The 25,829-nt window shown below is 38.1% G+C and carries 23 protein-coding genes, 1 pseudogene and 3 other annotated features; of the genes and pseudogenes, 18 read left to right on the top strand and 6 right to left on the bottom strand.

What is annotated here, in order from left to right:
• The first annotated feature begins 176 nt into the window (after window positions 1-176).
• Window positions 177-1,370 carry a glutathionylspermidine synthase family protein gene (locus AC1UFB_RS02290; protein ID WP_482588428.1) on the top strand — a complete coding sequence of 398 codons (1,194 nt, stop codon included), beginning with the start codon at window positions 177-179 and terminating at the stop codon, window positions 1,368-1,370.
• The gene (locus AC1UFB_RS02285; protein ID WP_081801912.1) at window positions 1,367-1,783 is read left to right on the top strand and encodes a DUF350 domain-containing protein; all 417 of its coding nucleotides are present in this window, start codon (window positions 1,367-1,369) and stop codon (window positions 1,781-1,783) included. The genes AC1UFB_RS02290 and AC1UFB_RS02285 overlap by 4 nt, the downstream gene beginning before the upstream one ends.
• Window positions 1,784-1,834: 51 nt before the next feature.
• Here AC1UFB_RS02285 and AC1UFB_RS02280 read toward each other — a convergent pair whose 3' ends face one another.
• The gene (locus AC1UFB_RS02280) at window positions 1,835-1,975 is read right to left on the bottom strand and encodes a hypothetical protein (RefSeq protein ID WP_175384183.1); all 141 of its coding nucleotides are present in this window, start codon (window positions 1,973-1,975) and stop codon (window positions 1,835-1,837) included.
• Window positions 1,976-2,153: 178 nt separating this feature from the next.
• Here AC1UFB_RS02280 and AC1UFB_RS02275 point away from each other — a divergent pair, with 178 nt between their 5' ends.
• On the top strand, window positions 2,154-2,579 hold the full coding sequence (locus AC1UFB_RS02275; RefSeq protein ID WP_061786392.1) for a DUF6843 domain-containing protein: 426 nt from the start codon (window positions 2,154-2,156) through the stop codon (window positions 2,577-2,579).
• Between the two features lie 25 nt (window positions 2,580-2,604).
• Here AC1UFB_RS02275 and AC1UFB_RS02270 read toward each other — a convergent pair whose 3' ends face one another.
• Window positions 2,605-3,057, bottom strand: a complete 453-nt coding sequence (locus tag AC1UFB_RS02270) for a hypothetical protein (protein WP_061786391.1) — start codon at window positions 3,055-3,057, stop codon at window positions 2,605-2,607.
• Window positions 3,058-3,239: 182 nt separating this feature from the next.
• Here AC1UFB_RS02270 and AC1UFB_RS02265 point away from each other — a divergent pair, with 182 nt between their 5' ends.
• Window positions 3,240-4,577 (top strand): sodium-dependent transporter, encoded by a 1,338-nt coding sequence (locus tag AC1UFB_RS02265; RefSeq protein WP_025911316.1) that lies wholly within the window; start codon window positions 3,240-3,242, stop codon window positions 4,575-4,577.
• Window positions 4,578-4,883: 306 nt separating this feature from the next.
• Entirely contained in the window at window positions 4,884-5,282 is a 399-nt protein-coding gene (locus AC1UFB_RS02260) for a hypothetical protein (RefSeq protein ID WP_225002376.1), read from the top strand.
• 61 nt (window positions 5,283-5,343) lie between these two features.
• Here the strand turns inward: AC1UFB_RS02260 and AC1UFB_RS02255 are convergent.
• A pseudogene (locus AC1UFB_RS02255) lies at window positions 5,344-7,041 on the bottom strand (catalase).
• Between the two features lie 423 nt (window positions 7,042-7,464).
• Here AC1UFB_RS02255 and AC1UFB_RS02250 point away from each other — a divergent pair.
• Both AC1UFB_RS02250 and AC1UFB_RS02245 read left to right on the top strand, forming a co-directional pair.
• The gene (locus AC1UFB_RS02250; RefSeq protein ID WP_061786389.1) at window positions 7,465-8,634 is read left to right on the top strand and encodes a C40 family peptidase; all 1,170 of its coding nucleotides are present in this window, start codon (window positions 7,465-7,467) and stop codon (window positions 8,632-8,634) included.
• A gap of 109 nt (window positions 8,635-8,743) precedes the next feature.
• Window positions 8,744-9,055, top strand: coding sequence for an MTH1187 family thiamine-binding protein (locus tag AC1UFB_RS02245; RefSeq protein ID WP_025911324.1), 312 nt, complete (start codon window positions 8,744-8,746; stop codon window positions 9,053-9,055).
• A gap of 313 nt (window positions 9,056-9,368) precedes the next feature.
• Here AC1UFB_RS02245 and AC1UFB_RS02240 read toward each other — a convergent pair whose 3' ends face one another.
• Entirely contained in the window at window positions 9,369-9,530 is a 162-nt protein-coding gene (locus AC1UFB_RS02240; protein WP_156413431.1) for a hypothetical protein, read from the bottom strand.
• A gap of 114 nt (window positions 9,531-9,644) precedes the next feature.
• Window positions 9,645-11,246 (bottom strand): PucR family transcriptional regulator, encoded by a 1,602-nt coding sequence (locus AC1UFB_RS02235; RefSeq protein WP_482588427.1) that lies wholly within the window; start codon window positions 11,244-11,246, stop codon window positions 9,645-9,647.
• Window positions 11,247-11,435: 189 nt separating this feature from the next.
• Here AC1UFB_RS02235 and AC1UFB_RS02230 point away from each other — a divergent pair, with 189 nt between their 5' ends.
• From AC1UFB_RS02230 to AC1UFB_RS02180, 11 genes are all read left to right on the top strand, one after another.
• A complete protein-coding gene (locus AC1UFB_RS02230; RefSeq protein WP_482588425.1) occupies window positions 11,436-12,824 on the top strand; it encodes a YfcC family protein in 1,389 nt (462 codons plus the stop codon).
• A 93-nt stretch (window positions 12,825-12,917) separates the two neighbouring features.
• Window positions 12,918-14,168 (top strand): allantoate deiminase, encoded by a 1,251-nt coding sequence (gene allC / locus AC1UFB_RS02225; protein ID WP_328101634.1) that lies wholly within the window; start codon window positions 12,918-12,920, stop codon window positions 14,166-14,168.
• 12 nt (window positions 14,169-14,180) lie between these two features.
• Entirely contained in the window at window positions 14,181-15,422 is a 1,242-nt protein-coding gene (locus tag AC1UFB_RS02220) for a pyridoxal-phosphate-dependent aminotransferase family protein (protein ID WP_482588424.1), read from the top strand.
• A 28-nt stretch (window positions 15,423-15,450) separates the two neighbouring features.
• Window positions 15,451-17,064 carry a gamma-glutamyltransferase family protein gene (locus AC1UFB_RS02215; RefSeq protein WP_025911333.1) on the top strand — a complete coding sequence of 538 codons (1,614 nt, stop codon included), beginning with the start codon at window positions 15,451-15,453 and terminating at the stop codon, window positions 17,062-17,064.
• Between the two features lie 33 nt (window positions 17,065-17,097).
• Window positions 17,098-17,676, top strand: coding sequence for a chromate transporter (locus tag AC1UFB_RS02210; protein WP_025911334.1), 579 nt, complete (start codon window positions 17,098-17,100; stop codon window positions 17,674-17,676).
• The gene (locus AC1UFB_RS02205; RefSeq protein WP_025911336.1) at window positions 17,673-18,203 is read left to right on the top strand and encodes a chromate transporter; all 531 of its coding nucleotides are present in this window, start codon (window positions 17,673-17,675) and stop codon (window positions 18,201-18,203) included. Before AC1UFB_RS02210 ends, AC1UFB_RS02205 begins: the two co-directional genes overlap by 4 nt.
• Window positions 18,204-18,467: 264 nt before the next feature.
• Window positions 18,468-18,672: a binding site (T-box leader), on the top strand.
• Window positions 18,673-18,741: 69 nt separating this feature from the next.
• Window positions 18,742-18,946: a binding site (T-box leader), on the top strand.
• Window positions 18,947-19,037: 91 nt separating this feature from the next.
• The gene (locus AC1UFB_RS02200; RefSeq protein WP_025911338.1) at window positions 19,038-20,111 is read left to right on the top strand and encodes a bifunctional 3-deoxy-7-phosphoheptulonate synthase/chorismate mutase; all 1,074 of its coding nucleotides are present in this window, start codon (window positions 19,038-19,040) and stop codon (window positions 20,109-20,111) included.
• Window positions 20,112-20,117: 6 nt separating this feature from the next.
• Window positions 20,118-20,322: a binding site (T-box leader), on the top strand.
• Between the two features lie 68 nt (window positions 20,323-20,390).
• Window positions 20,391-21,557 carry a chorismate synthase gene (aroC, locus tag AC1UFB_RS02195; RefSeq protein WP_061786230.1) on the top strand — a complete coding sequence of 389 codons (1,167 nt, stop codon included), beginning with the start codon at window positions 20,391-20,393 and terminating at the stop codon, window positions 21,555-21,557.
• Window positions 21,558-21,577: 20 nt separating this feature from the next.
• Window positions 21,578-22,435: a prephenate dehydrogenase gene (locus AC1UFB_RS02190; RefSeq protein WP_482588423.1), complete on the top strand. Its 858-nt coding sequence runs from the start codon at window positions 21,578-21,580 to the stop codon at window positions 22,433-22,435.
• A 16-nt stretch (window positions 22,436-22,451) separates the two neighbouring features.
• Window positions 22,452-23,735, top strand: a complete 1,284-nt coding sequence (gene aroA / locus AC1UFB_RS02185) for a 3-phosphoshikimate 1-carboxyvinyltransferase (RefSeq protein WP_459213890.1) — start codon at window positions 22,452-22,454, stop codon at window positions 23,733-23,735.
• A 118-nt stretch (window positions 23,736-23,853) separates the two neighbouring features.
• Complete coding sequence (locus AC1UFB_RS02180; protein ID WP_035321301.1) at window positions 23,854-24,090, top strand: hypothetical protein; 237 nt, start codon at window positions 23,854-23,856, stop codon at window positions 24,088-24,090.
• Window positions 24,091-24,295: 205 nt separating this feature from the next.
• Here the strand turns inward: AC1UFB_RS02180 and AC1UFB_RS02175 are convergent, their stop codons facing one another.
• Window positions 24,296-25,804 carry an FAD-dependent oxidoreductase gene (locus AC1UFB_RS02175; RefSeq protein ID WP_482588437.1) on the bottom strand — a complete coding sequence of 503 codons (1,509 nt, stop codon included), beginning with the start codon at window positions 25,802-25,804 and terminating at the stop codon, window positions 24,296-24,298.
• Window positions 25,805-25,829: the final 25 nt, after the last annotated feature.

Raw genomic sequence — 25,829 nt, 5'->3', positions numbered from 1 at the left:
ATTAGTACAAGGCTCATATGAAATGATCATATTAAAATCAATGATATCTAGTCGATTCAGACAGCTGAATCGATTTTTTTTGAGAAAATATTGTTAAAAATTTGAAACTTTCATGTTTGCGTCGCGTATATAATGGTGTAATGTCACACAATCGTCACAAACGGAGGTGAAAAAAGATGGAGAGTTTGTTGGAATACCGTCTATTGAAATTAAATGAAACATATACTTCTATTTATCATTATGAGTCTATTGAACTAGAACAAGTGCTTGCTCGGAGGGAATGTGAATTTTTCGTAAAAGAAGTTTTACCTTATATCCGGCTTCAGACCATGGAGGTAGAAACTGTGATTTCTCGAATTGATTTCATCGTTAACGAATCTGGTATCAAAGTGATGGAGTTAAATGCGGACACTCCTACCTTCATTAAAGAATTATTCCACGTGAATCGTCGTGTTTGCAAGCAGTTTGGTTTACATGATCCTAATCAAAAAGAAGAAGAACATTTATCTCGTGTATTAAAAGAAGCCATTTTCAAAGCTTATGAAAAGCTTGGGAAGACGACGTATCCGCATATTGTTTTTTCATCCCATGGTGACCATGAAGAAGACAAATGGACAACAACGTATTTAATGGAACAAGCCAATGTAAAAGCAAGGTATGAACCGTTAGATAAGCTTAGAATTGTAGATAAGCCAATACATGAACAAGGAGAGCTTATTTTAGAGCCAGGACTATATGATACGACCGGGCAGAAAATTGACGTTCTTTATCGACAAACGTATCCCATTGAACACTTAGTGAACGATAGAGATCCAGTTACAGATGAAGGCGTTGGTGAGATGCTTTTAAAGCTTGTCAAAGATAAACAACTCGCAATTATCAATCCGCCATCTGCTTTTTTATTGCAATCAAAAGCAATTCAAGTTGTGATTTGGGGCCTGTATGAGCAGAAGCATCCGTTTTTTACAAAAGAAGAGCATGAATGGATTTATACTTATTTCTTACCTACATATTTAGAAGAAGATGTTTTTATAAAAAGTCAAAAGCCTTATGTAAAAAAGCCTTCGTTTGGTCGAGAAGGTGATACGGTTGAAATATATGAAGGTTCAGGTAAAAAAGTGGCTGAGGACGCACAAAAAACGTATGAAGATGAAGTGCCTGTTTATCAACAATTCTTAGAACTTGACATAGCAGAAATTGTCACAGAGAAAGGAAAACAACCGGCCCATATTATGTATGGTTGCTTTTTACTAAATGGAAGGCCGAGTGCAGTTGGTATTCGAGCGGGAAATCAAATTACTGATAATGCATCTTATTATTTGCCAATTGGATTAAAAAATGAAAGTGAGGATGAAAAAAAATGGCGTTGACTGAATGGATTGAATGGGGAAGTATTGGTAGCTTTCTAGCTCACGTAGTTGTAGGTTTACTTTTGTTATTTCTTGGAATTATCGTATTTGAATTAACAACAAAGTTTAATGACCGTGAACTTATTCGAAAAGGAAACCTTGCCGTTGCACTTAAGTTATGGGGAAAAGGAATTGGTCTTGCAATTGTTATTTACACGGTTTGGAGCAATAGCTTTAACTTAGTTGATGCAGCTGTTTGGGGCATAGTGGGAATTGTAACACAGGTGATTGCTTATTGGATTATTGAATACGTTATGACACCTAAAACAAACTTGGCAAAGAAAGTTGAAGAAGGTAATATTGCCGTTGGTTTTACGCTGTTTGCTGCTGCGATTGCTGTTGGCTTTATTGTTGCGGGAAGCTTAACTTATTAACGTTAGCTGAAATGTTAAAGAATGAACGATAGACAAAAGGCGATTCCTTGATTAAGGGGAATCGCTTTTTGGTACTTTGGATTGCTCAGCATCAAGAAGCTCTTTTGTACGAGCTCGATCGGCTTGAACAATTCGTTGCTGCATATAAAAAGGAATCACAAACAGCAAAATAAATAAAAACAAATAGCCCATGTACTTTCCTCCACAATTAAAAGTCTTACTTTTATTATGTGAAAAAATAATAAAAATAATTCTCTGTAGAAATTAACATTCAGCATATATTTTTCTCGTGTTCGTTCGCATAGTTTTATATTCAAAACAAACACTAAATACAGCCTTTTATACTGAATAAATTAAAGAGGGTGAATGAATGAAAAAGAGATTTTTGTTGTTAAGCTTTACAATGATGCTATTAATAAGTTGCAGTCGTTCAAATGAAACAGCTAGGCCAAGCCTCTATTTAATTCCCGATGGATATAGAGGTTGGGTGGCGGTTGAATATGATAAAGATAACGGGCAACCTACGGAAATGGAAGGGGAATATACAGTTTTTCATATTGACCAAAACGGCAGAAGTCGAACAAAAACGTTACTGACGCATGAAGGATGGGCTACGAATAAATATTACTATGTAAGCGACGGTGGCGATAGAAAAGAGTTAAAACCAGGAAAAATGATTCATGGCGCAACGGAAGGGACAGAAAATACCAATCATACAATTGAGTTTTTCTTTGTAGGAAGCGCAGATGAATTTGACAAAGCAGGTGATTACAGAAGGGAATATAAATCAAACTAAAAAAGTAGTCAGCTATGAGTGCTGGCTACTTTTCGGAATGAAAAACACTAAATTTGAGCTGTTCAATTTTAGCTAGCGCTTCTTTTTGATCTTCGCTGCTTGTAACCCAGCTAGGAACGTAAACATGGAACAAATCGGGCTCGGGAATATGCCTTGGGTGGCCGACTTTAACATAGGATTCAATGTATTGTAAGTGTTCTAAATTATATGCCCATAGCAAATGATTTGGACAAGATGTTTTTAAATACAAAGGCAAGTTGAAAAAGGGATCGAATCCTTCTTTAAATTCAAAAGAAAGTTCCATTTTATGTGAAGCACTATCATCATAACCGCAGTTTGAGCATTCACACTGATGTAACCCATTGATATGGCTAACTGAAGTTATACGAGCACAAAGTTGACAGCTTGGACATTGAACTAAAATAAAATCATGAAACTTATATAAGCATTCTTTTTTGTTTTCTTGTTGATTTGTCATCATTTGTACCTCAAATTGTAAAGCTTTTAGAAAAAGTAAAGAGTATTTTTACTTTAAACGTTTACTCTCTGTATTATTCATACCATAGCTTTTACAGGAAAACAATAAAAAACCTTTTCGGAACCAAAGTTGTGTGATATAGTATGACAAATCAGAAAAAATATAGAGAATGGTGAGATGAGATGAGTCAACAGGAACAATGGACATCAAAAATTGGCTTTATTTTAGCTTCGGCTGGTTCCGCTATCGGAATTGGAGCTATTTGGAAGCTTCCTTATGTAGCAGGTACAAGTGGGGGAGGAGCGTTCTTTCTTCTATTTATTCTGTTTACAGCTATTATCGGTCTTCCTTTACTACTAGCAGAGTTCGTATTAGGACGTAATACGCAAAAAGAAGCAATTCGTGCTTATGACGCTGTAGCGCCCAAATCCATCTGGAAAGGAATTGGCTACCTAGGCGTAATTACGTGCTTTATTTTGTTATCATTTTATAGTGTAGTTGGCGGCTGGATTTTACAATACTTATTTGCCAGCGTGACAGGTGGACTCAGTGGAGTGAAAGACTATAGTACATTGTTTGGTAACACAATTGCTAATCCAACAAGCGCTGTAATTGCACAGTTTGTATTTTTACTCCTGACAATTATCGTAGTATCTCGAGGGATTCAAAACGGAATTGAAAAAGCAAACAATATTTTAATGCCTGCATTATTTGTACTTTTTATTGCTATTATTATTCGATCTTTAACATTAGATGGCGCAATGGAAGGCGTCAAGTTTTTTCTTTATCCAGATTTTACAAACTTAACGTCTGAAGCTATTTTATTTGCGATGGGTCAGGCATTCTTTTCATTAAGTGTGGGTGTTTCCGTAATGGTAACGTATAGCTCATATTTAACGAAGCAACAGAACTTGCCGAAATCTGCAGTGTCTATTGCTGGTTTAAACATTGTCATATCTCTATTAGCTGGCCTTGCAATTTTTCCAGCAGTTTTTTCAATGGGAGGAGAGCCTGCAGAAGGACCTGGGCTGTTATTTGTAGTTTTACCTACAATTTTTGAACAACTTCCTTTTGGACTAGTATTCCAAACATTGTTTTTAGCGCTATTTTTATTTGCAACATTGACATCTGCTTTTTCTATGCTTGAGATTATTGTGGCGTCATTAGCAAAAGGGAAATCTGGTAAACGTATTAAGTTGTCATGGATATCTGGAGTATTAATTTTTATTGTTGGTATTCCTTCAGCACTATCGTTTGGACCGCTAGCAGACGTAATGATTTTTGGTAAATCAATTTTTGATGCTGCCGATTTTTTAGTAAGTAATATTTTAATGCCGTTAGGTTGTTTGCTCTTAGCTTTATTTGTACCATGGAAAATGAAAAAAGCTGTCTTAATTGAAGAGTTTCAACAAGGTTCTAACAATGTGAAAAAGTGGTTTGCGCTTTGGTTACTAGTCATTCGCTATGTAGCTCCCGTATTAATCATCATTGTATTTGTAAATATGTTAGGCTTTCTTTGATAAGTTGCGAGAGAACGCTGTTTTGACGGCGTTCTTTTTGCTATGAGTAAAAGGGGGGACACGCAGGTGGTTAATTTCTTATATGAGATGTTTGTTGGTGTCGGAGTATTTGTTTTGCTGTTTGTTTTATTAATAATTGCTAGAGTTGTGGGGAGTAGAAAGAAGTAGATGGTAACAAATTCCATCTGAATTTCAAAAAAAATAGTACACGTTATTAAAAAATGTGGTAGTATAATATCCTATGAGCATAATTAGACAATGTTCGCATGTGTTGTGATGAAGCGTTTTTTAGAAAGAGGGATCGTCTTGAGTGAGGAAGTTCTGGTCAAGATTCTATCTCAAGCGTATGAACAAAATAAGACGTTACCAATTGTCTCATTAGCGTCTTTCTTTGACGAAAATAGTTTGCATTTTCGAGTGAAAGCTACGCTGCCAACCGGTCTTACGTATCGTACGCTTATGTCAATTCAGAATAAAACGTGTGTCCAAGATGTGTTAGTGGAAGTACTACAAGTCGATCATGTTAACAATGATGGACCAGTTTCTGAATGTGTTTATATTTTAACAAATGGCACAGCGAAAGAGGTTGAACAGTGGGTTGAACCACTACAGCCGACAATGGTGTGCGAAGGATATTTATATGGCGAACCGTACAATGCGCCACAGCTAAAACATGACTACCGCGTGTTTGCTGTAAAATGGTAATCCCGTTTCGAACAAAAACAGCCCCCCTGCTAGTAGGGGGGCTGTTTTTGTTGAAATATGTTTAATAAGGGTGGGCATCGTGTCCTTTTTGTTCAGCTTCTTGTACAGCATCAGAAGCCTTATTACTTCCTAAAGGAGAACCCCCTTCAATTGGGAAGTGCCCAAATGATGGGGTGATTTCGGATCCAGCTTCCATATCATAAGTGCCATCATCATTCATCGTAAAGCCAATGCCAGCTGCCACTTGTCGACCATAATCTTCGTCGCACTTTGTTAAAAGCTCGATCATACGCTGTTGGATCTGTTGGTGACAAGGCTTAAGCCCGTCCACAAGGTTTTGAATCAAATCTTTACGCTCCCATTCTTCTAGTAAACGATAGCGCTCACCAGCTTGCTTGAAATCATTTGTACGTTCAATTTTTTCTTTTTTAAGATGGCCTTCTACTTTGGGTTGATGAGGCTTAGGTCTATCTGTTGCTTCTTTAAGGCCACCTAAAAGCGAAGGTTCATAGTTAACATGAGGGTTTTGGGTCGGTGCCTCATCCACATGGTAAGCCATTTGACCATCTCGTTGATTTGTTGCTACATGCTTTTTTGGTGCATTGATCGGCAGCTGCAAGTAATTTGCACCAACGCGATGACGCTGAGTATCTGAGTAAGAAAACGTTCTACCTTGAAGCATTTTGTCATCAGAGAAGTCAAGACCATCTACTAACACGCCAGTTCCAAACGATATTTGCTCGGTTTCAGCAAATACATTATTCGGGTTTTTATTAAGGACCATTTTCCCAACTGGTAGAAACGGAAATTAATCTTCAGGCCAAATCTTTGTATCATCTAAAGGGTCAAAATCCAGTTCAGGGTGTTCGCCATCCTCCATAATTTGCATGCAAAGCTCCCATTCTGGATAATCTCCTTTTTCAATTGCCTCATATAAATCTTGCGTAGCGTGACTAATGTTCTTTGCCTGAATAGCTTCAGCTTCGCTCTGAGTAAGATTTTTAATACCTTGTTTTGGCTCCCAGTGGTATTTAACTAAAAAAGCATCCCCATTTTTATTTACCCACTTATACGTATTAACTCCTGAGCCCTGCATTTGACGGTAGTTAGCTGGAATCCCCCATGGAGAAAATAAAAAGGTAATCATGTGCATTGATTCAGGCGTTTGGCAAATGAAATCGAAAATTCGTTCCGTATCTTGTCTGTTTGTAACAGGATCTGGTTTAAATGAGTGGATAAGGTCAGGGAACTTAATTGCATCCCGAATAAAAAAGATTTTTAAATTATTTCCCACCAAGTCCCAATTTCCATCCTCTGTGTAAAATTTAACTGCAAATCCTCGAGGGTCACGCATCGTTTCTGGAGAATCTTTTCCATGAGTAACAGTGGAAAAACGTACAAACACAGGAGTTTGCTTACCTGCTCCTGAAAAAACTTTTGCACGCGTATAATTCTCTACAGGTTCGTCACCTAGTTTTCCATATGTTTCAAAGTATCCGTGAGCACCGGTTCCTCTAGCGTGAACTACGCGTTCTGGTATACGTTCCCTATCGAAATGGGCAAGTTTTTCAATTAGTTGATAGTTCTCTAAAGTAGCAGGGCCGCGATTTCCAATTGTGCGACTGTTTTGGTTATCACGAATGGGGTGTCCTTGACGAGTTGTTAATGTTTGTTCATCTTCACCTTCAGTAAATCGCTTATCTTCAGAATCACCGGCGCCATTTACGTTCGTACCGTGAATTCCGTCTTTGTTAGACATTTACGTATTCCTCCAAGCAGCTTAAGCTATTACAGTAAACTATTTTTTCCATGTTTTATCATTTTATGCATCTATTTCATTTGAAAAGGTGCATAAACGAAAAAAACACAAAAAAGTTTCAGCTTTTGGTAAAAATACGACGAACTATACAAAAAAATAATTGAAATATAAACATAATGCTAACGGTGATTTTAGAACCAATCTTACCCTCCGAAAAGGAATTTAAATGTAAAATAAAGTTAATTAAATAATCTTATATACTTATAAAGTACTGAAAATGTCATTCTGTAGGCATAGAAATGGAAGAAAAATGTCGGTTCTTGTAACAAAAATGTAATATTGGTGATGTTATTTTGTAATACAGTGTTGTTACAATGTAAACGTCTTAGATTAGTAGATTATGACAATGGAGGAACCTTTTCTATGAAAAAGTTAATATATTCTTTAGCATTATGTGGATCTTTAACAGTAGTACCAACAATTAGTGAAGCGGCATTAGGTGATACAACTTTACGTCCAGGAATGAGTAATTCAGATGTAAAACAATTACAACAACAATTAAAAAACAAGGGTTATTTTACATACGGTACAACTACAAATTATTATGGAACAATTACAAAGAGCGCAGTTATGAACTTTCAGCGTGCGAACGGATTAGCTGCAGATGGAATTGCCGGTAAAAATACATTTAGTAAACTGTTAGGAAGTAGTTCTAATTCTTCTAGCACATCTAGCACTTTATTACGTGTTGGTTCTAGAGGTGCAAATGTTCAATCTCTACAACAGCAGCTGAAAAACAAAGGTTATTTCAAGGGAAATACTACTCAATATTTTGGGTCAATTACGAAAAATGCAGTTATGGCTTTTCAACGTGCGAATGGTCTGTCAGTAGATGGAATTGCAGGGCCAGCTACGCTTAATAAACTGAAAAATGGTGGAACTAGCGCTGGTTCAGGCTCTACTTCAACGGGTACATCATCTATATTACGTCCGGGCATGTCTGGTTCATCAGTAAGTAGCTTGCAACAAAAATTAAAAAATAAAGGTTATTTCTCTGCTAACGTAACGGGATACTACGGTTCAATTACAACAAGTGCAGTTCGCTCGTTCCAACGCGCAAACGGCTTGTCAGCAGATGGAATTGCAGGGCCAGCTACGATGAACAAATTAAATTCTAGCTCAAGTTCAAACAACACTACGTCTAAGCCAAGCGTTAGTACGCCATCAAGCTCTAGTGCTTCAAAAGTAACTTCATATGGGAAACGTTTCGTGGGAACACCATACGTATGGGGAGGGACTTCTCCAAGTGGATTTGACTGCAGTGGATTCTTAAACTATGTATATCGTAACGCTGCAGGAGTTAGCTTACCGCGTACAGTTGCGGGTATCTACAGCACAGGAACTCGTGTTAGCACACCGAGCCCAGGAGATATTGTATTCTTTGAAACATATCAGCCGGGTGCAAGTCATGCAGGAATTTACTTAGGTGGAGGTCAGTTCCTTCATGCATCATCATCTAAAGGTGTTATGATTAGCTCTATGAGTAACTCATACTGGCAGCCTCGTTATTTAGGTGCGAAACGTTATCTATAAGTTTTAAAAGGGGATAATATACTATCCTCTTTTTTGTCATTGAAACAAGACAAGTATGACTTTTGTTTCTTTTTGGTATGATAAACATGAAAAAGGAGGAAGAAGTAATATGGCGATTGTAGATTTAACGATTATACCGGTAGGGACTAAAACGCCCAGCGTTAGCCAATACGTAGCGGATATTCAGAAAGTGTTAGAGAAATACAAAGAGGAGGTAGAGTATCAGTTAACTCCCATGAATACGCTTATTGAAGGTGAGCTTGGTCTTTTGTTGAAAATTGTTCAAGAGCTACATGAAGTTCCGTTTGAAAATGGAATCGAGCGAGTGTGTACTAACTTGCGTATCGATGATCGACGAGATAAAAAGCATACAATGGCTGGTAAATTAAAGGCTGTTGAATTAAAAATGAATCAAAACTAGCAGCTACCATCAGCTGCTAGTTTTTTTGTTACTTGTTTGCCAAGAAGATGGTAACAAGGAGTATGTATGCATTTCATCATGGTACAGAAATTTTGTTAGTTGCGAGCCGTTAAACGTAAAGGAGTATGCTGGTTCTGCTTTTTCTCCTTTGGGAAATAAAATAGAGGTTTTAGTGCCGTTTGAAGTAGTTGGAACTGTAAAAAATCTAAGTTAGTTAAATTGGTATAATCTAGAAGGGTATCTTTTGAATAAATTAATAAAGACTGTGAAGAGTTTGGGACATAACAAAATGATTGCTTCTAAAAGACGAACACTAGCTGTTCCCATCTCTTTGGTTTGTCTCAACACGTTCGTTCCATTGCGCTACGGCCACTCGCTTTCCGCGGGGAGGAACCTGAGCTTCCTCGCTGCGCTGCGGGATCTCCGTTTTCCCTCTCTTTCCCGCAGGAGTCGAGTGTCCTACGCTCCATTCCACCCTGTTTCCAACATTGTTTTCGCAATCAACCAAAAAACCTGAACGATTAAAAGTTATGAACTCTCAATCGTTCAGGTATAGTAGAGGCTGAACTACTTATGTCTCAGTCTCTTTTTAAATAAAGTTAGAGTGTAAATGAGTGTGGATTTGAAACGCAATTCGTAGTCGAAGCGTTTCTTCCGGTGTATGAACCGACCTCCCTAATATTTCTTCACACTTTTCAATTCGATAAATAACGGTGTTTCTATGAATAAATAACTGTTTGGCTGTTTCTGATATTTGACAATTTAAGTTTAGGTAAGTAGATAACGTGTCTAATAAAATAGGTTGGTCTTTTCGATCGTAGTGAAGAAGTCCTTCCAGCGCTTTTTCGTGATATTCTTCCAAGTCTGCAGAGGGAATAAGTCTTAAAAGTTCTCGAAATTGTTTTGGTTGATAAAATTGAATAGGTGCTGCTTGGTCGGTCATTTGAATGTTTTCAAGTGCTTCGATGGCTTCTTTGTACGAATCTATCACGGTTAATAGCGTCTGGCTTTGGTTTCCTATTCCGAAGCATACGTTTTGTTTATAATGTCTTTTTACAACCTTTTGAATAAGGATAAGCTGGTTGGCGATAAATTGGTGTTTGTCATAACTGTCAGGGAAAAATAAAATGACGTAGCGATTATCCTGTGTAAATAATAAGCTTGGAATAGGTTGTTTTAATAATTCGTACTCGATGAGCTCGTAAATCATTTCGCTATCTGTGTATGTATAGTATTGTGGTGGTATTTTTCCAACCGCACAAATGTACTTTTTATCAGGAGAGAGTCCGATCTGCTTTCCATGATAAGTGGCTTCATCTATATTTTTGAAGTAATCATGAGTTAGTTGATGGAAATATTCATTTTTCTTTCGGCGATCTGCTTCTTTTAAAGCATGTTGACGCATCATTTCAAAGGAAAGTACATTCGCTGCTTGTTCAATTGTTAATAAGGATGACTCGTTTGGCAACATGCTGCGATAAATAACTAAAAAGTTGCTCTTGTGTGTATGTGTAGGAATTAAAAATAAGCTGAGTTCTTGTTTTGTTTTTGTGATAGAAAACGTAGCATAGCTGGCTTTAAGGTGAAAATAATTATTTATCTGAACGGCGATCCTTTCTAAAGAAGCTGATGCTTTTTCTTCTTTTTTCTCTGTGTGAAACAATAAATTTCCGTGAGGGTCGAATAGCCCAACTGGAGCGTCGCATAACGTTTGAAGTGAATGTAATATTTTTTCAACACCGTTTCCTTGTAGAATATAGGAGGAAAAGAGTTGATGAGTCATCATCGCTTGTTGAAGATCGCTTGTTTTTTTATCTAAAATAAAGCTTAAAGATTCGTTGATAATGGAACCAAGTGCTTCGTCTGTTTGTAAGTCGATGATAGGAAAGTTTAGCTTCTCTGCGAGTTCGCAAATAGATGAAGGTACTTGTTCGAAGAATCGCTTCGTTTTTATTGCTAGACCTGCGCACTGTTTTTTTGCCATGCCCTCAACCAATTGTAATAGGTTCTCTTCTTTTTCTTTAAAGTGATAGCCGGTTGTGACGAGCAGCTCCCCTTCTTTTAGAAACGTTAAAATATCTGGAGCGTCCATCATGTTAATATTTTGGACGGTTCTTGTTAACCCATTTTTTCCGGCCACAACAGATGCGCTAGCATAAGGCCGACTGCTTAATAATGTTTGTAACTCCATGTTCCCACCCCTTGTTATAAAAAGTTACATTAAATATTGCTATATTCCTATTTTAAAACATAAATTGGTTAAAATAAATAAAAAATTCAGAAAAAAATGTATAAAAAGTAGATGAAACCAGATGTTTTCTTTTGTAAGATATTTTATATAACGTAACGTGTTATGAAATATAACAAAAGGAGGGGTTGGATGTCTCAACCAATTTTAAAAGAACATTCATTAAAAGAGGTAAAGAAAAAAAGAGAATTTCCTCATATTTACTTCATGTTAGCCATTATCATTGGTGTAATGACTATCGCTACATATCTAGTTCCAGCAGGAACATATGACCGGGTTCAAGGAGACGATGGGAGAGAAATGATTGATCCAACTTCTTATACGGAATTGGAATCAAGCCCTGTAAGTTTGCTAGGGATGCTAAAAGCTGTTCCACAAGGCATGGTTGAAGCAGCTCCAGTAATTTTCTTTACATTTGTAATTGGAGGAGTATTTGTAACGCTTCGGTCAGCAGGTGTAATCGAACTTGGGGTTGGAAAAATAGCAAAAAGTTTTTCTCATAAGCCGAAGCTACTAATTCCGGTATTTATGTTTACTTTTGCACTAATAGCATGCTTTATTGGAACGCCTGAATTAGCAATTGTCTATGTCCCAGTAATTATGCCACTTATGCTGTCCCTGGGGTATGACCGAGTCACAGCTGCAGCCATTTCATTATGTGGTACCATCGCTGGTTTTACAGCAGCTCTTACAAATCCCTTTACAGTAGGAACAGCACAGATGGTTGCTGGCCTTCCCTTATACTCAGGCATGATTTATCGAATAATTTGCTTTCTCATTATCATTATAATTGGTATAGCTTATGTCATGAGGTATGCAGAAAAAACTCGTACTAAGCCAAAGGATGTTATCAAATCACACACTTTAAAGAGTAATGTTACAAATAGACAAAAGGTTGCTGGCATTGTAACGGCTCTGTTTTTTATAGGAATGATTGCAGGCGTTATTTTGTATCGTTGGGATATGGTGACACTAGGGGGCTATTTTATTGCAATGGGAATTATTCCTGCTTTAATTGTAGGAATGGGTTCTAAAGAAATCGCTGAATCATTTAACGAGGGGTTTCGAGATGTTTTAGTGGGTGCAATGGTTTGTGGAATTGCTAGAGCCGTAGCTGTTGTGATGAACGAAGGTCAAATCATGGATACAATTGTATATGGGATTTCTACTGTTATTTCACAACTTCCTGAAAGTGTTACCGTAATAGGAATGCTAATTACGCAAAGTTTATTTAATTTCTTTGTACCAAGTGGGAGTGGGCAAGCACTTATTATGATGCCAATTATGGCGCCGTTAGCAGACTTAGTAGGTATTACGAGACAAACAGCTATTTTAGCTTTTCAGTTTGGAGACGGCTTTTCCAATATTTTGTTCCCTACATCAGGATACTTTATGGCTACGCTAGCGATTTCTGGAGTAGGGTGGAACCGCTGGGTAAAGTTTATTCTTCCTCTTTTCCTGCTGTGGATGAGTGCTGGGGCTATACTGTTAGTTGTAGCAAACTTAATTGGGTGGTATTAGTTATATTAGCTAAAAAAACGCCTTTTTTTTGGAGAATTTGTCAATGAAAATTACTTTTAGATTCCGTAAAATGAAAAGAAAGAGGTGGGAAAGATGGTTGCTGAAATGAAGGGGAAATCAAAGCTCTGCTTACAAGTTGAAAAAGATCTTCAGTGGCTTTCTCAATTTGGAGCAGATACTAAAAAAGGTGTTACGCGCTTACTATATTCACCAGAATGGTACGCTGCTCAAGAAGCATTAAAAGAGAAGATGACAGAAAATCAACTAACTGCTTACTATGATGATGTGGGGAATCTTTATGGAAGACTTGAGGGGATAGAACAGAATCAAAAAACCATTCTAGTCGGATCACATGTGGATACAGTTGTGTATGGAGGCAAATATGACGGAGCGTTTGGAATTATCGCAGGTCTTATAGCAGTAGAGCACTTACGAAAAACGTACGGAATGCCAAAGCGGTCGATTGAAGTAGTGTCTCTCTGTGAGGAAGAAGGAAGTCGATTTCCTTTAACTTATTGGGGGTCTGGTCACATTATTGGATTATACAACTATGAAAATATGAGTCAAGAAATAAAAGATCGAGAAAATATTACGTTAAAGAAAGCAATGGAACAATACCAATTTGGAAAAGGTCACTATAAAAAGCCGTTTAGACAAGATATTTCACATTTTATTGAGCTACATATTGAGCAAGGTGAGCAGCTTGAAAAAAAGCAGCTTGATATCGGACTTGTATCAAGTATTGCAGGACAAAAAAGGTTTACAGTAACCGTGCAAGGAGAGAGCAATCATGCTGGAACAACACCGATGACTCACCGTAAAGACGCTTTAGCAGCAAGCTGTCGTTTCATTACGTCTCTCTTGGATATGAGCAAAAAATACGAAGAGAAGCTGTATATGACGGTAGGAAAGTTAGATGTTTCACCTAACGTACCAAATGTTATACCTGGAAAAGTCAGCTTTAGTATTGATATAAGACACGGTGAAGATGGTGTCTTGGATAAAGTTGAACATGAGATAAAAGTGATGCTACGAGAAATTGCTATAAATGCAGGTGTAACAACAGAAATTAATCGGTGGATGAATGAAAAACCAGTACAAATGGATAAAAATTTATCTGAAATTTCTAAAAATATTTCCGAGGAAAAGAACATTTCATATATGAGCATGGTGAGCGGGGCTGGTCACGATTCACAGGTGTTTGGACCAAAATTACCTACTTGCTTACTGTTTGTACCAAGTAAAAATGGAATTAGTCACTCACCTAAAGAATACACAAGCGCTGAGCAGCTTGAGAAAGGAATTCAGGTATTAATTGAGTTACTTTACAAATTAGCCTATTAGGAGGATGTTAAGATGCTAAATAAAAAAATACTAAATGCTCCACCGAGAACAATCATGACACCTGGACCTGTAGAAGCAGACCCTAGGGTGCTAAGGGTGCTTGGAACGCCAATCCTTGGTCAGTTCGACCCTGCATTTACAACGATTATGAATGAAACGATGGAGATGCTAAGAGAATTGTTTCAAACCAAAAATAAATGGGCATTCCCAATCGATGGAACTTCAAGAGCTGGGCTTGAAGCAGTGTTAGCAAGCATTATTGAACCAGGAGATACGGTATTTGTACCTATATTTGGACGGTTTGGTCACCTGTTAACAGAGATTTCTGAGCGATACGGAGCAGTTGTCCACAATATTGAATGTGAATGGGGAAGCGTGTTTGAACCAGAACAAGTTATTCGTGAGATCAAGAGAACCAATCCAAAAATAGTAGCTATGGTTCATGGTGAAACATCTACAGGTAGAGTTCAGTCCTTAAAAGAAATAGGGAAAGCTTGCCGAGAAAACGATGCTTTATTTATTGTTGATGCCGTCGCAACAATTGGGGGTATAGATGTTAAAGTGGATGATTGGTATATTGATGCACTTATTGTTGGAACACAAAAGTGTATATCTGTACCTTCAGGGATGGCACCAATTACTTATAATGAACGAGTGGAGCATCATATTACTCAACGAAAAAAAGTGGAGAAAGGAATTGCTACAGAAGCAGATAACAATGTTCGAACACGACCGAATATTATTAGTAATTATTTTGATTTAAGTCAATTACAAGATTACTGGAGTGATCGTCGCCTTAATCATCATACGGAAGCAACATCAATGTTATATGCTCTTCATGAAGGAGTTCGGATCTTACTTGAAGAAGGTTTAGATATACGGTTTGCTCGTCATAAATTACATGAAAAAGCACTTGTTGCAGGTATTAAAGCAATGGGGTTATCGTTATTTGGCAATGAGGCTTCAAAGTTAACAACCGTGACGTGCGTTATTATTCCAAGCGGTATTAATGGAGAAGACGTTCGCAGTACGCTACTTGATCAATTTGGAATTGAAATAGCAAGCTCTTTTGGTCCGCTTCACGGTAAGATTTGGAGAATTGGTACGATGGGATATAGCTGTCGACAGGATAACGTTTTATATACGCTGGCCGGGCTTGAGGCAACCTTGTTAAGAAAAGGAACTTTAATAAATGCAGGGAAAGCCTTACAAGCTGCTTTAGATGTTTATGATAGTGAATTGGTTCATGTGTAGAAATAGATCATGTTGGGGAGTGGGAGAAATGAATGAATTTTTTTTAACGCATCCATACGGTTCGCAAAGAATGTGTACATTTGGAAAAAATGGAATGGTTGCAACAAGTCAACCTTTAGCAGCGCAGGCAGGTTTAGATATGCTAAAAAAAGGAGGTAACGCAGTTGATGCGGCAATTGCAACAGCAGCGTGCTTAACAGTAGTCGAGCCGACGTCAAATGGCATTGGAGGAGATGCATTTGCTCTTGTTTGGATAAATGATGAACTGCACGGCTTAAATGCTAGCGGACCTGCTCCTAAAAAGCTTTCAATAGAAGCTTTAAAAGAGAGAGGTATAACAGAAGAAATGCCCGAGTATGGCTTAACACCTGTAACAGTTCCTGGTGCACCTAGTGCTTGGGCTGCATTATCAAAACGATTTGGAAAGCTTCCTTTAACAGAAGTACTGCAACCTGCAATTACATATGCTCAAGAGGGGTTCCCTATCTCTCCGATTTTAGGTTACAATTGGAATGTTGCATACGAGAAGTTTAAAGGCGAATTAAAAGGGGAAGAGTTTGCTGGCTGGTTTGAAACATTTGGAATAAATGGAAAATCGCCAAAAATTGGTGAAGTGTGGTCATCAAGTGATCATGCAGATACGCTTATTGAGATTGCGGAAACAGAAGCTGAATCATTTTATCGAGGAAGAATTGCTGAAAAAATTGATGCGTTTTCTAAAGCTCATGGAGGCTTTATTCGAAAAGAAGATTTGGCAGCTTTTCAACCTGAATGGGTTAAGCCAATTTCGGTGTCTTATAGAGGCTATGATGTTTGGGAGATTCCGCCTAACGGTCAAGGCTTAATTGCTCTTTTAGCACTAAATACCTTAAAAGGTTATGAGTTTAAAACTAAAGATTCAGTGGATACGTACCATAAGCAAATTGAAGCGATGAAACTAGCTTTTGCAGATGGAAAGAAATTTATTACTGATTCTAAGCATATGAAGGTGGCTATAGAAGATCTGTTACACGATGAATATGCTGATGCACGTCGAGCTTTAATCGGTGACGATGCAAGGCTACCAGAAGCTGGTCAACCACTTCACAGTGGAACCGTTTATTTAGCAACGGCTGATGATGAAGGGAATATGGTTTCTTTTATTCAAAGCAACTATAAAGGCTTTGGATCAGGAGTAGTTGTTCCAGGAACAGGCATTGCTCTTCAAAACCGCGGACACAATTTTTCACTCGATGAGAGTCACGATAATCGACTAGAGCCAGGTAAAAGAACATATCATACTATTATCCCAGGCTTTTTAACAAAAGGTAATCAAGCGGTTGGACCATTCGGTGTAATGGGAGCGTTCATGCAGCCTCAAGGTCATGTTCAAGTCATTATGAATATGGTTGATTTTGATTTAAATCCTCAAGCGGCACTAGATGCACCAAGGTGGCAATGGATCAATGATAAAACAGTTCTTGTAGAAAAAGATATGCCAAGTTATATTGTGGAAGCGTTAGAGAGAAAAGGTCATGATGTTCAAGTGGCAACAAGTCGTCATTCGTTTGGTCGTGGACAAATTATTCGCAGAGATCCTCAAACAGGGGTATTGTTTGGAGGAACAGAGCCTCGAACAGATGGGGCTGTTCTAACGTATTAAGGAGAGATTACAACAAAGAAAGGAGCGTATAAAATGCAGCAATTACATATTTTTATCGCGTTTTTTCGCTCAGGTATGCTTGGTTACGGAGGTGGGCCGTCCGCTATACCACTTGTTAAAAAAGAGGTTGTTGATACATACAAGTGGATGGATAGCGATGAGTTTGGTGACGTATTAGCAATTGCTAATACGCTACCAGGTCCTATTGCAACAAAGCTAGCCGGATATATTGGGTATCGGGTTGGCGGAGTGATAGGGATGATTAACGCATTAATTGCGGCAGTAGCACCAACTGTCTTGCTTATGGTTCTCCTTTTGACAACCCTTACGCAGTTTAAAGACCAGGCATGGGTAATCGGAATGACTAAAGCTGTTGTACCTGTAGTTGGGGTTATGTTAGCTGTTATGACGTGGGATTTCTTGAAAAAATCTACTGGTGGATTAGGTTGGACAAAAGCTATTTTACTGGCATTTGTAAGTTTGGTACTGATGGAGTTTATTCATATTCATCCAGCAATTATTATTATTTTACTAATGGTTGCAGCGTGGATTCCCGTTAAAAGAAAGCAAAAAGAAAAAGAAGTTCAGGAACAAAAGAGGGAAACTGTATGATTTATTGGCAATTGTTTATGGCTTTTTTTGTATCAAATATTTTAGGTTATGGAGGGGGACCAGCCTCAATTCCATTAATTCAAAAAGAAGTAGTTGACCGCTACGGGTGGTTAACGGTTAATGAGTTTAGTGAAATGTTGGCAATTGGTAATGCGCTACCGGGTCCAATCGCAACAAAAATGGCAGGTTTTATTGGCTATCAAGAAGCAGGTATCCTGGGGGCGTTTGTTTCATTACTAGCTACAATTGCTCCTTCTGTCATACTTCTAGTTGTCTTATTACGGATCTTATATAAGTATAAAGATTCACCAAACGTGAAGAAAATGACAAACTTTATTCGCCCTGTTATTGCTGTTCTACTTGGAGTTATGGCTTATGATTTCTTTGCAAGCTCTTATGTGGATTCAGGGGTATGGCAGACGTTATTTTTAATTGTTACGAGCTTTGTATTGATGGAGAGATTACGTGTTCATCCAGCGATTGTTATTGTAGGTGCTCTTGCTTACGGTGCTATTTTTCTTGCTTAAAAAAGACCTCGAGTATGAGGCCTTTTTTTGTGTGAAAATAATAAAAATCAGTATTATTTATAAAAAAATGAAGTTAATTGAAAACGTTTTATATGCTTATAATTCAACGTTTTAAGGAAGTCTATGGAAAAAGTTTGTAAAAGATTTAAAAAAAAACCTAAAAAAGTATTGACGATTTAGGTAAAACCATTCATAATACAAATCAACATCACACAACATCATTTAAACGTTAAAACAAACGTTTAAACACACATACATAGTCAATATTGAGCGTTGATAGGAGCAATAGTAGAAAAGGTTTCCCTGTTTCAGAGAGCTGACGGTCGGTGCGAGTCAGAACACAAACCCTTCGAAGTACATTCCTTGAGCATCTTTTCTGAGTAGGAAAAGACGGCATAGCCGTTATCGTAATGAAGAGGCAAGCAAATGCTTGCAACTAGGGTGGTACCGCGATTAATTCGTCCCTACTGACCTTACCTTAAGGGTGAGATCAGTAGGGACTTTTTGTATTTACCGCCCTATAGAAAATTAAATAATTAAACAAGCGATGAAAAGAGCATAGTAGCAACGTGTTTCCCTGTTTCAGAGAGCTGACGGTCGGTGCGAGTCAGAACACAAACTAGTTGTGAATTACATTCTTGGAGCTTACTTTTGCATAGCAAAAGCGGCATAGCCGTTATCGTAATGAAGAGGCAAGCAAATGCTTGCAATTAGGGTGGTACCGCGATCAATTCGTCCCTACTGACACAATCAGTAGGGACTTTTTGTATATTCCGCACTCAGCGGACATGTAAGATACTATAAAAACATACAAAATCTAGGAGGGTCTTAACAATGACAAAAACTTTAGAGCAATTACGTGGACAAATCGATCAATTAAATTTAGAAATTTTAGAATTATTAAATAAACGTGGTGAGATTGCAAAAGAAATTGGTGAACTAAAAGGTACACAAGGTGTAAAACGTTTTGATCCAGTTCGTGAGCGTGAATCATTAAATCACATTTTAGCAAACCATAACGGACCATTTGAAGCATCAACAGTTCAACATATTTTTAAAGAAATTTTCAAGGCAAGCTTAGAGCTTCAAGAAGATGATCATAGAAAAGCGCTTCTTGTATCTCGTAAAAAGAAATCTGACGATACAGTAGTCGATGTAAACGGAACGAAAGTTGGAGATGGAAACTTACAGTTCGTTATGGGACCATGTGCAGTAGAAAGCTACGAGCAAGTAAAACAAGTTGGCTTAGCTCTAAAAGAACAAGGCATTACGCTAATGCGTGGAGGAGCATTTAAGCCTCGTACATCACCATATGATTTCCAAGGTTTAGGTGTAGAAGGTTTGCAAATCTTACGTAAAGTTGGAGATGAGTTAGGTCTTCAAATTATCAGTGAAATTGTTTCACCACAAGATATTGAAACAGCATTAGAGTACGTAGATGTAATTCAAATTGGTGCACGTAACATGCAAAACTTTGAATTATTAAAAGCAGCAGGTTCAGTTGATAAACCGATCCTACTAAAACGCGGCTTAGCTGCAACAATTGAAGAGTTCATTAACGCTGCTGAGTACATTATGTCTCGTGGAAATGGTAACATCATCCTTTGTGAGCGTGGTATCCGCACATACGAGCGTGCAACTCGTAACACATTAGATATCTCAGCAGTACCAATCTTAAAACAAGAAACGCATTTACCAGTTGTTGTAGATGTAACGCATTCAACTGGACGTAAAGACTTATTATTACCTTGTGCAAAAGCTGCAATTGCGATTGGTGCAGATGCAGTTATGGCTGAAGTTCATCCAGATCCAGCTGTGGCATTATCAGATTCAGCACAACAAATGAACATTCCTGAATTCCATGACTTCATGGCAGAATTAAAAGGTGCGGCAGTTAAGTTATCATAATTATATAGCGATGCAATGAGAGGACTCTAGTAGCAAGCATCTCCCTGTTATAGAGAGCTGATGGACGGTGTAAATCAGTACAAAGATGTGAGCAAAATACACTCCTTGAGCACTCTGTAAAGAGCGGTCGACTGATCGTTAAACAATGAAGGTGGTAAGTACGAATAGCTTGCAACTAGGGTGGTATCGCGAGAATAAGCTCGTCCCTATCTTAAAAGAGGGGCGAGCTTATTTTATTAGGTGAAAAGATTGAATTTTACAAATTGGAGGATGGAAACGATGAGATATTTAACAGCAGGAGAGTCACATGGTCCACAATTAACAGCAATTGTTGAAGGGGTACCAGCAGGGCTTGAATTAACGGCAGAACATATTAATGAAGATTTAGCTAGAAGACAAAAAGGTCATGGTCGTGGTCGTCGCATGCAAATTGAAACAGACCGTGTACAAATTGTAGGTGGAGTAAGACATGGGGCTACTTTAGGTTCACCAGTGGCACTCGTAGTAGAAAACAAAGATTTTACGCATTGGAGAAATATCATGGGAGCTGACCCTGTGGATGAAGATGCAGAAGTGAAGCGTCAAATTACAAAGCCAAGACCAGGTCATGCAGATTTAAACGGTGCAATTAAATACGGACATCGTGACATGAGAAACGTTTTAGAACGTTCATCTGCTCGTGAAACAACAGTTCGTGTTGCAACGGGAGCTGTTGCAAAGCAAATTTTAAAAGCTGTTGGTGTCAATATTGCATGTCATGTTCTAGAAATTGGCGGTGTCAAAGCAGAGCAGACATCATACCAATCCTTAGCGGAACTTCAAGAAAAAACGGAAGCATCTCCCGTGCGTTGCTTGGATGAAGAAGCTGGACAAAAGATGATGAAAGCAATTGATGAAGCCAAAGAAAACGGTGATAGCATTGGCGGTGTAGTAGAAGTAGTCGTAGAAGGGATGCCAACAGCGGTTGGAAGCTATGTACACTACGATCGCAAGCTAGATTCAAAGCTTGCAGCGGCGATTATGAGCATAAATGCTTTTAAGGGTGTAGAGATTGGTGTTGGATTCGAAGCAGCACGTAAGCCAGGAAGTGAAGTGCACGATGAAATTTTATGGAGTGAAGAGCAAGGTTACACGCGTAAAACAAACAATGCAGGCGGATTAGAAGGTGGTATGACTACTGGAATGCCAATCGTTGTGCGAGGCGTAATGAAGCCAATCCCAACGTTATATAAACCGCTTCAAAGCGTAGATATTGATACAAAAGAACCGTTTGCAGCTAGTATTGAACGCTCTGATAGCTGTGCAGTTCCAGCAGCAGCTGTTGTAGCTGAATCAGTTATTGCATGGGAATTAGCTTCGGCTATTGTTGAACAATTTGGTTCAGACCGCATTGATTTGCTGCAACAAAACATTAATGAGCATCGAAAGCATGCAGCGCAATTTTAACATATAAAGGAGAATGAAAGGTGAAAAAACGTGTATTACTGATTGGTGTTGGTCTTATCGGAGGTTCACTGGCACTTTCTATTAAAAAAAATGAAAACGTGCATATTGTGGGAGCAGATATTAATATAGAAGAAATGCGTGTGGCAATGGCACACGCAGTCATTGACGAACAAGCAGATGATGTAAAAAAAGAAGCTGAAATGGCAGATTATATTATTTTAGCAACGCCAGTAGAAGAGACAGCTAATTGGATACACGTTCTTTCAAAGTGGACATTGCAACAAAATGTTGTTATAACAGATGTTGGAAGTACTAAAGTAGCAGTAATGGAAACGGCATTTTTGTTAAAAGAAAAAGGAGTAACGTTCATTGGCGGACACCCAATGGCTGGTTCTCACCAAAGTGGTGCAAGTAATGCACGAGCAGATCTATTTTATGAAGCTCGCTATATGTTAAACCCTTTTGAAGACGAAAATCCACAAAAGATAGATGCGCTTATGCATTTACTTGCGCCGACACAAGCTCACTTTGTCTTTATAGATGCGATTACACATGACCAAGTAACAGGGGTTATCAGTCATTTGCCTCATGTAATTGCTACCAGTCTTGTTCGTCAAGTGAAAGGATACTCAGCAAAGAATACGCTTATTACTGAGATGGCAGCAGGTGGCTTTCGAGACCTTACTCGGATCGCATCAAGTAGCCCGCATATGTGGAGAGATATTCTAAAACAAAATCGCTACACGCTGTTAGCACTTTTAGATGATTGGATGAAAGAAATGGAGCAAGTGAAGAACTTGCTCGAAAAGGGAGATAGTCATGAATTGTTTCATTACTTTTCAGATGCTAAACAATTCAGAGATTCCCTGCACGTATAAATTATTATAAAGGAGAATGAATATGACACTTCAAGGATTAAACGGGATAATTCAAGTTCCAGGTGATAAATCGATTTCGCACAGATCGGTAATGTTTGGATCAATTGCAGAAGGAACAACAACCATCTCAGGATTCCTACCAGGTGATGATTGCCTTAGCACTATTTCTTGCTTTCGTAAATTAGGCGTAGAAATTGAAGTTGTGAATGAAGAAACAGTTATTGTAAAAGGTCGTGGCATTCAAGGGCTACAAGAGCCGACTGAAGTATTGGACGTTGGAAATTCAGGAACAACAATTCGTTTAATAATGGGGATTTTATCAAATACGGCACATCATCATACGCTGATAGGAGATGAGTCTATTGCAAAGCGTCCCATGAAGCGAGTGACAGACCCTTTACGTAGTATGGGAATTCAATTAGATGGACGTGAAGAAGGCAACTTTACTCCTCTTTCTTTAAGAGGTGGAAATGTAAAAGGAATTACATATAAATCTCCGGTAGCTAGTGCGCAGGTAAAGTCAGCGATTTTATTAGCTGGTCTACAAGCCGAAGGCGTTACAACGGTTATTGAGCCAGAAAAGTCGCGAGATCATACTGAGCGAATGCTAGAAGCTTTTGGTGTTCAAGTGAAAGAAGAAGGATTATCTGTTTCAATTGAAGGTGGACAAACGTTAACAGGTACACATATTGAAGTGCCCGGAGATATTTCATCGGCTGCGTTTTTCTTAGTAGCAGGGTCTATTATTTCAAACAGTCAAATTGAATTAAAAAAGGTTGGTATGAACCCAACTCGCACAGGAATTTTAGATGTATTACTTAATATGGGTGCATCTATTGAAGAAAAGAATTTAAAGACAGATGTAGCAGAACCTTTTGCAGATTTAGTTGTAAAGTCAGCACCTTTAAAAGGCACTGAAGTAGGAGGCGATCTCATTCCTCGTTTAATTGATGAAATTCCAATTATCGCGCTGGCTGCAACTCAGGCTCAAGGAACGACAGTTATTAAAGATGCAGCTGAATTAAAAGTGAAAGAAACAAATCGAATTGACACAGTCGTTAATGAGCTAAATAAAATGGGTGCTAATATTGAAGCAACAGAAGATGGAATGATTATTCATGGAGGAACGCCGCTTCATGGTGCAAGCGTAAATAGTCATGGAGATCACCGTATTGGCATGATGCTAGCAGTTGCTTCTTGTATTGCAGAAGGTGAAACAATCATTAAAAACCGCGAAGCTGTATCGGTATCATACCCATCATTCTTTGTTCATCTAGATAAACTTAAAGGAAGTAAATAACCGATTAAAAACTAGGTGAAAAGATCGGTATTTCATATTTAACTTGAATATACCTAGGTTTTCTTTTAACTATCTTATATAATGGAAGAAAGTACGAAAGAGAATTTGGTGAATTACAATGTTTTTAATGTTTGTCTATATCGGAGGGATTTTATTCTTTCTAAAAGTTTTAAAGGATAGAGATTTTATTTGGCTATTGTTTTTGTTGCCATTTAGCTTTTTTGTTTTGTTTTATGAAACAAGCTATTTTAATCATATCCCAGTTTGGGGAAAGCTTGTTTTTTTTACCTCTTCCTTTTTAATGATGTACGCAATGATTTTAGTCTATAATCGATTCTTTCGAAAAGAAGCATAAAGAGGCTGGGACATAAGTAATTCAGCCAATGATAAACCTGAACGATTGAGAGTTTCTCACTTTTAATCGTTCAGTTTTTTTGTTGATTGTGAAAACAATGTTGGAAACAGAAAGCGAGTGGCCGTAGCGCAATGGAATGAACGTGTTGAGACAAACTAAAGAGTTGGGAACAGCTAGTGTTCGTCTTTTAGAAGCAATCATTTTGTTATGTCCCAAACTCTTCGTCGTTTAGATTAATCGTTTTTAGCGGCGTTTTAGCTGGACCCTCTAAGACCGTACCATCATAAGAAAAGCGGGATCCATGACATGGACAGTCCCATGTGCTATCTCCAGCATTCCAGTTCACTTCACAGCCTAAATGTGTACAAGTAGTGTCAACACAATGGATTTTTCCACCTTCATCTTTGTAGGCTCCTGCTCGTTTACTGTTTACATAAATGATATTTCCTTCTCCTTTTTCTAGTTGTTCAACGGACTTTTTAGGCAAATCAAGCTTTCCACGAATAAAATGATCTGCAACATCTAAATTTTGACGTAAGAAGTAGCGGATACTTGGATCAGCATGAAAACGAGAAGGCTTATATACTTCTTCATACGGATTCTTCCGTTGCATAATAAGGTCTGTAATAAGCTGTGCGGCTACCGTTCCGTGCGTCATTCCCCATTTTTTAAATCCTGTTGCAATAAAGATGTTTTCTTTGCTTTCTTTCAATTTACCAATATAAGGGATCTTGTCAATGGTAATAAGATCTTGAGCTGACCATCGATAGGGATAGGAAAGAACGTTAAAGTTTTCTTCTGCAAATCGCTGTAACGATTGATAGTGGTATTCTGTATTGATTCCTTGTCCTACTTTATGACCTTCACCACCAATTAACACTACTTCCTCACCATTTAAAGTAGCTGAGCGCAGCGAGTGTGTTGGTTGGTCTGCTCCTAAGTACATACCTCCCGAAAATTTTTGTTTTGTTTTTGCCGCTAATACGTAAGAGCGCTTGGCGTACATTCGAGTATAAAAAAACCCTGCTCCATCATAAAAAGGAAAATGTGTACAAATCGCAACATGCTGACAGGATATTCGGTGGCCATCCCTCGTAATGACAGTAGGGGATGTACCTTCTTCAATATCATTTGCTACGGTATTTTCAAAAATCACTCCGCCCTTTTCCAAAAACTGTTTGGCAAGGTGAGTTAAATATTGGAGAGGATGAAATTGAGCTTGATTTTTCATAATAGCTGCAGCGCGAATATCAAACTGAAACGGAAGCGATGTTTTAAAATCGCATGGAATGTTAAGTTTTTCATACGCACGAAATTCTTTATGTATCCGATGATCAAATTCTAGTGTAGCACCATACAAGTAAGCGTCTTGCGTTGAGAATTGGCAATCAATGTTTTCTTTTTCTATTAGATCTTTCATAAAGTGTAGAGCGTTATCATTTGCTTCATAATAAAGCCTTGCTTGCTCAACGCCAATATGTCCAATTAATTCATCATAAATAACGTCATGCTGAGCAGTAATTTTGGCTGTTGTATGACCAGTTGTCCCATTTAAAATTTCATTAGCTTCTAGAAGTGCCACGTTTAGCCCTTCGTTCTGCAACAAATAAGCCGTTGTAATTCCAGTAATTCCACCACCAACTACTACCACATCTACTTTGCGATTTTCCTGTAATGTACTGCCTTTTGGGAGTTTAACTTCTTCTCTCCACATCGGCTGTGCCTTTTTGGGAATATCC

This window comes from Priestia sp. KCTC 13724 (assembly GCF_056820425.1).
Note: the sequence above shows the minus strand (reverse complement) of the source record. Positions and strands in the feature narration are given on the sequence as shown.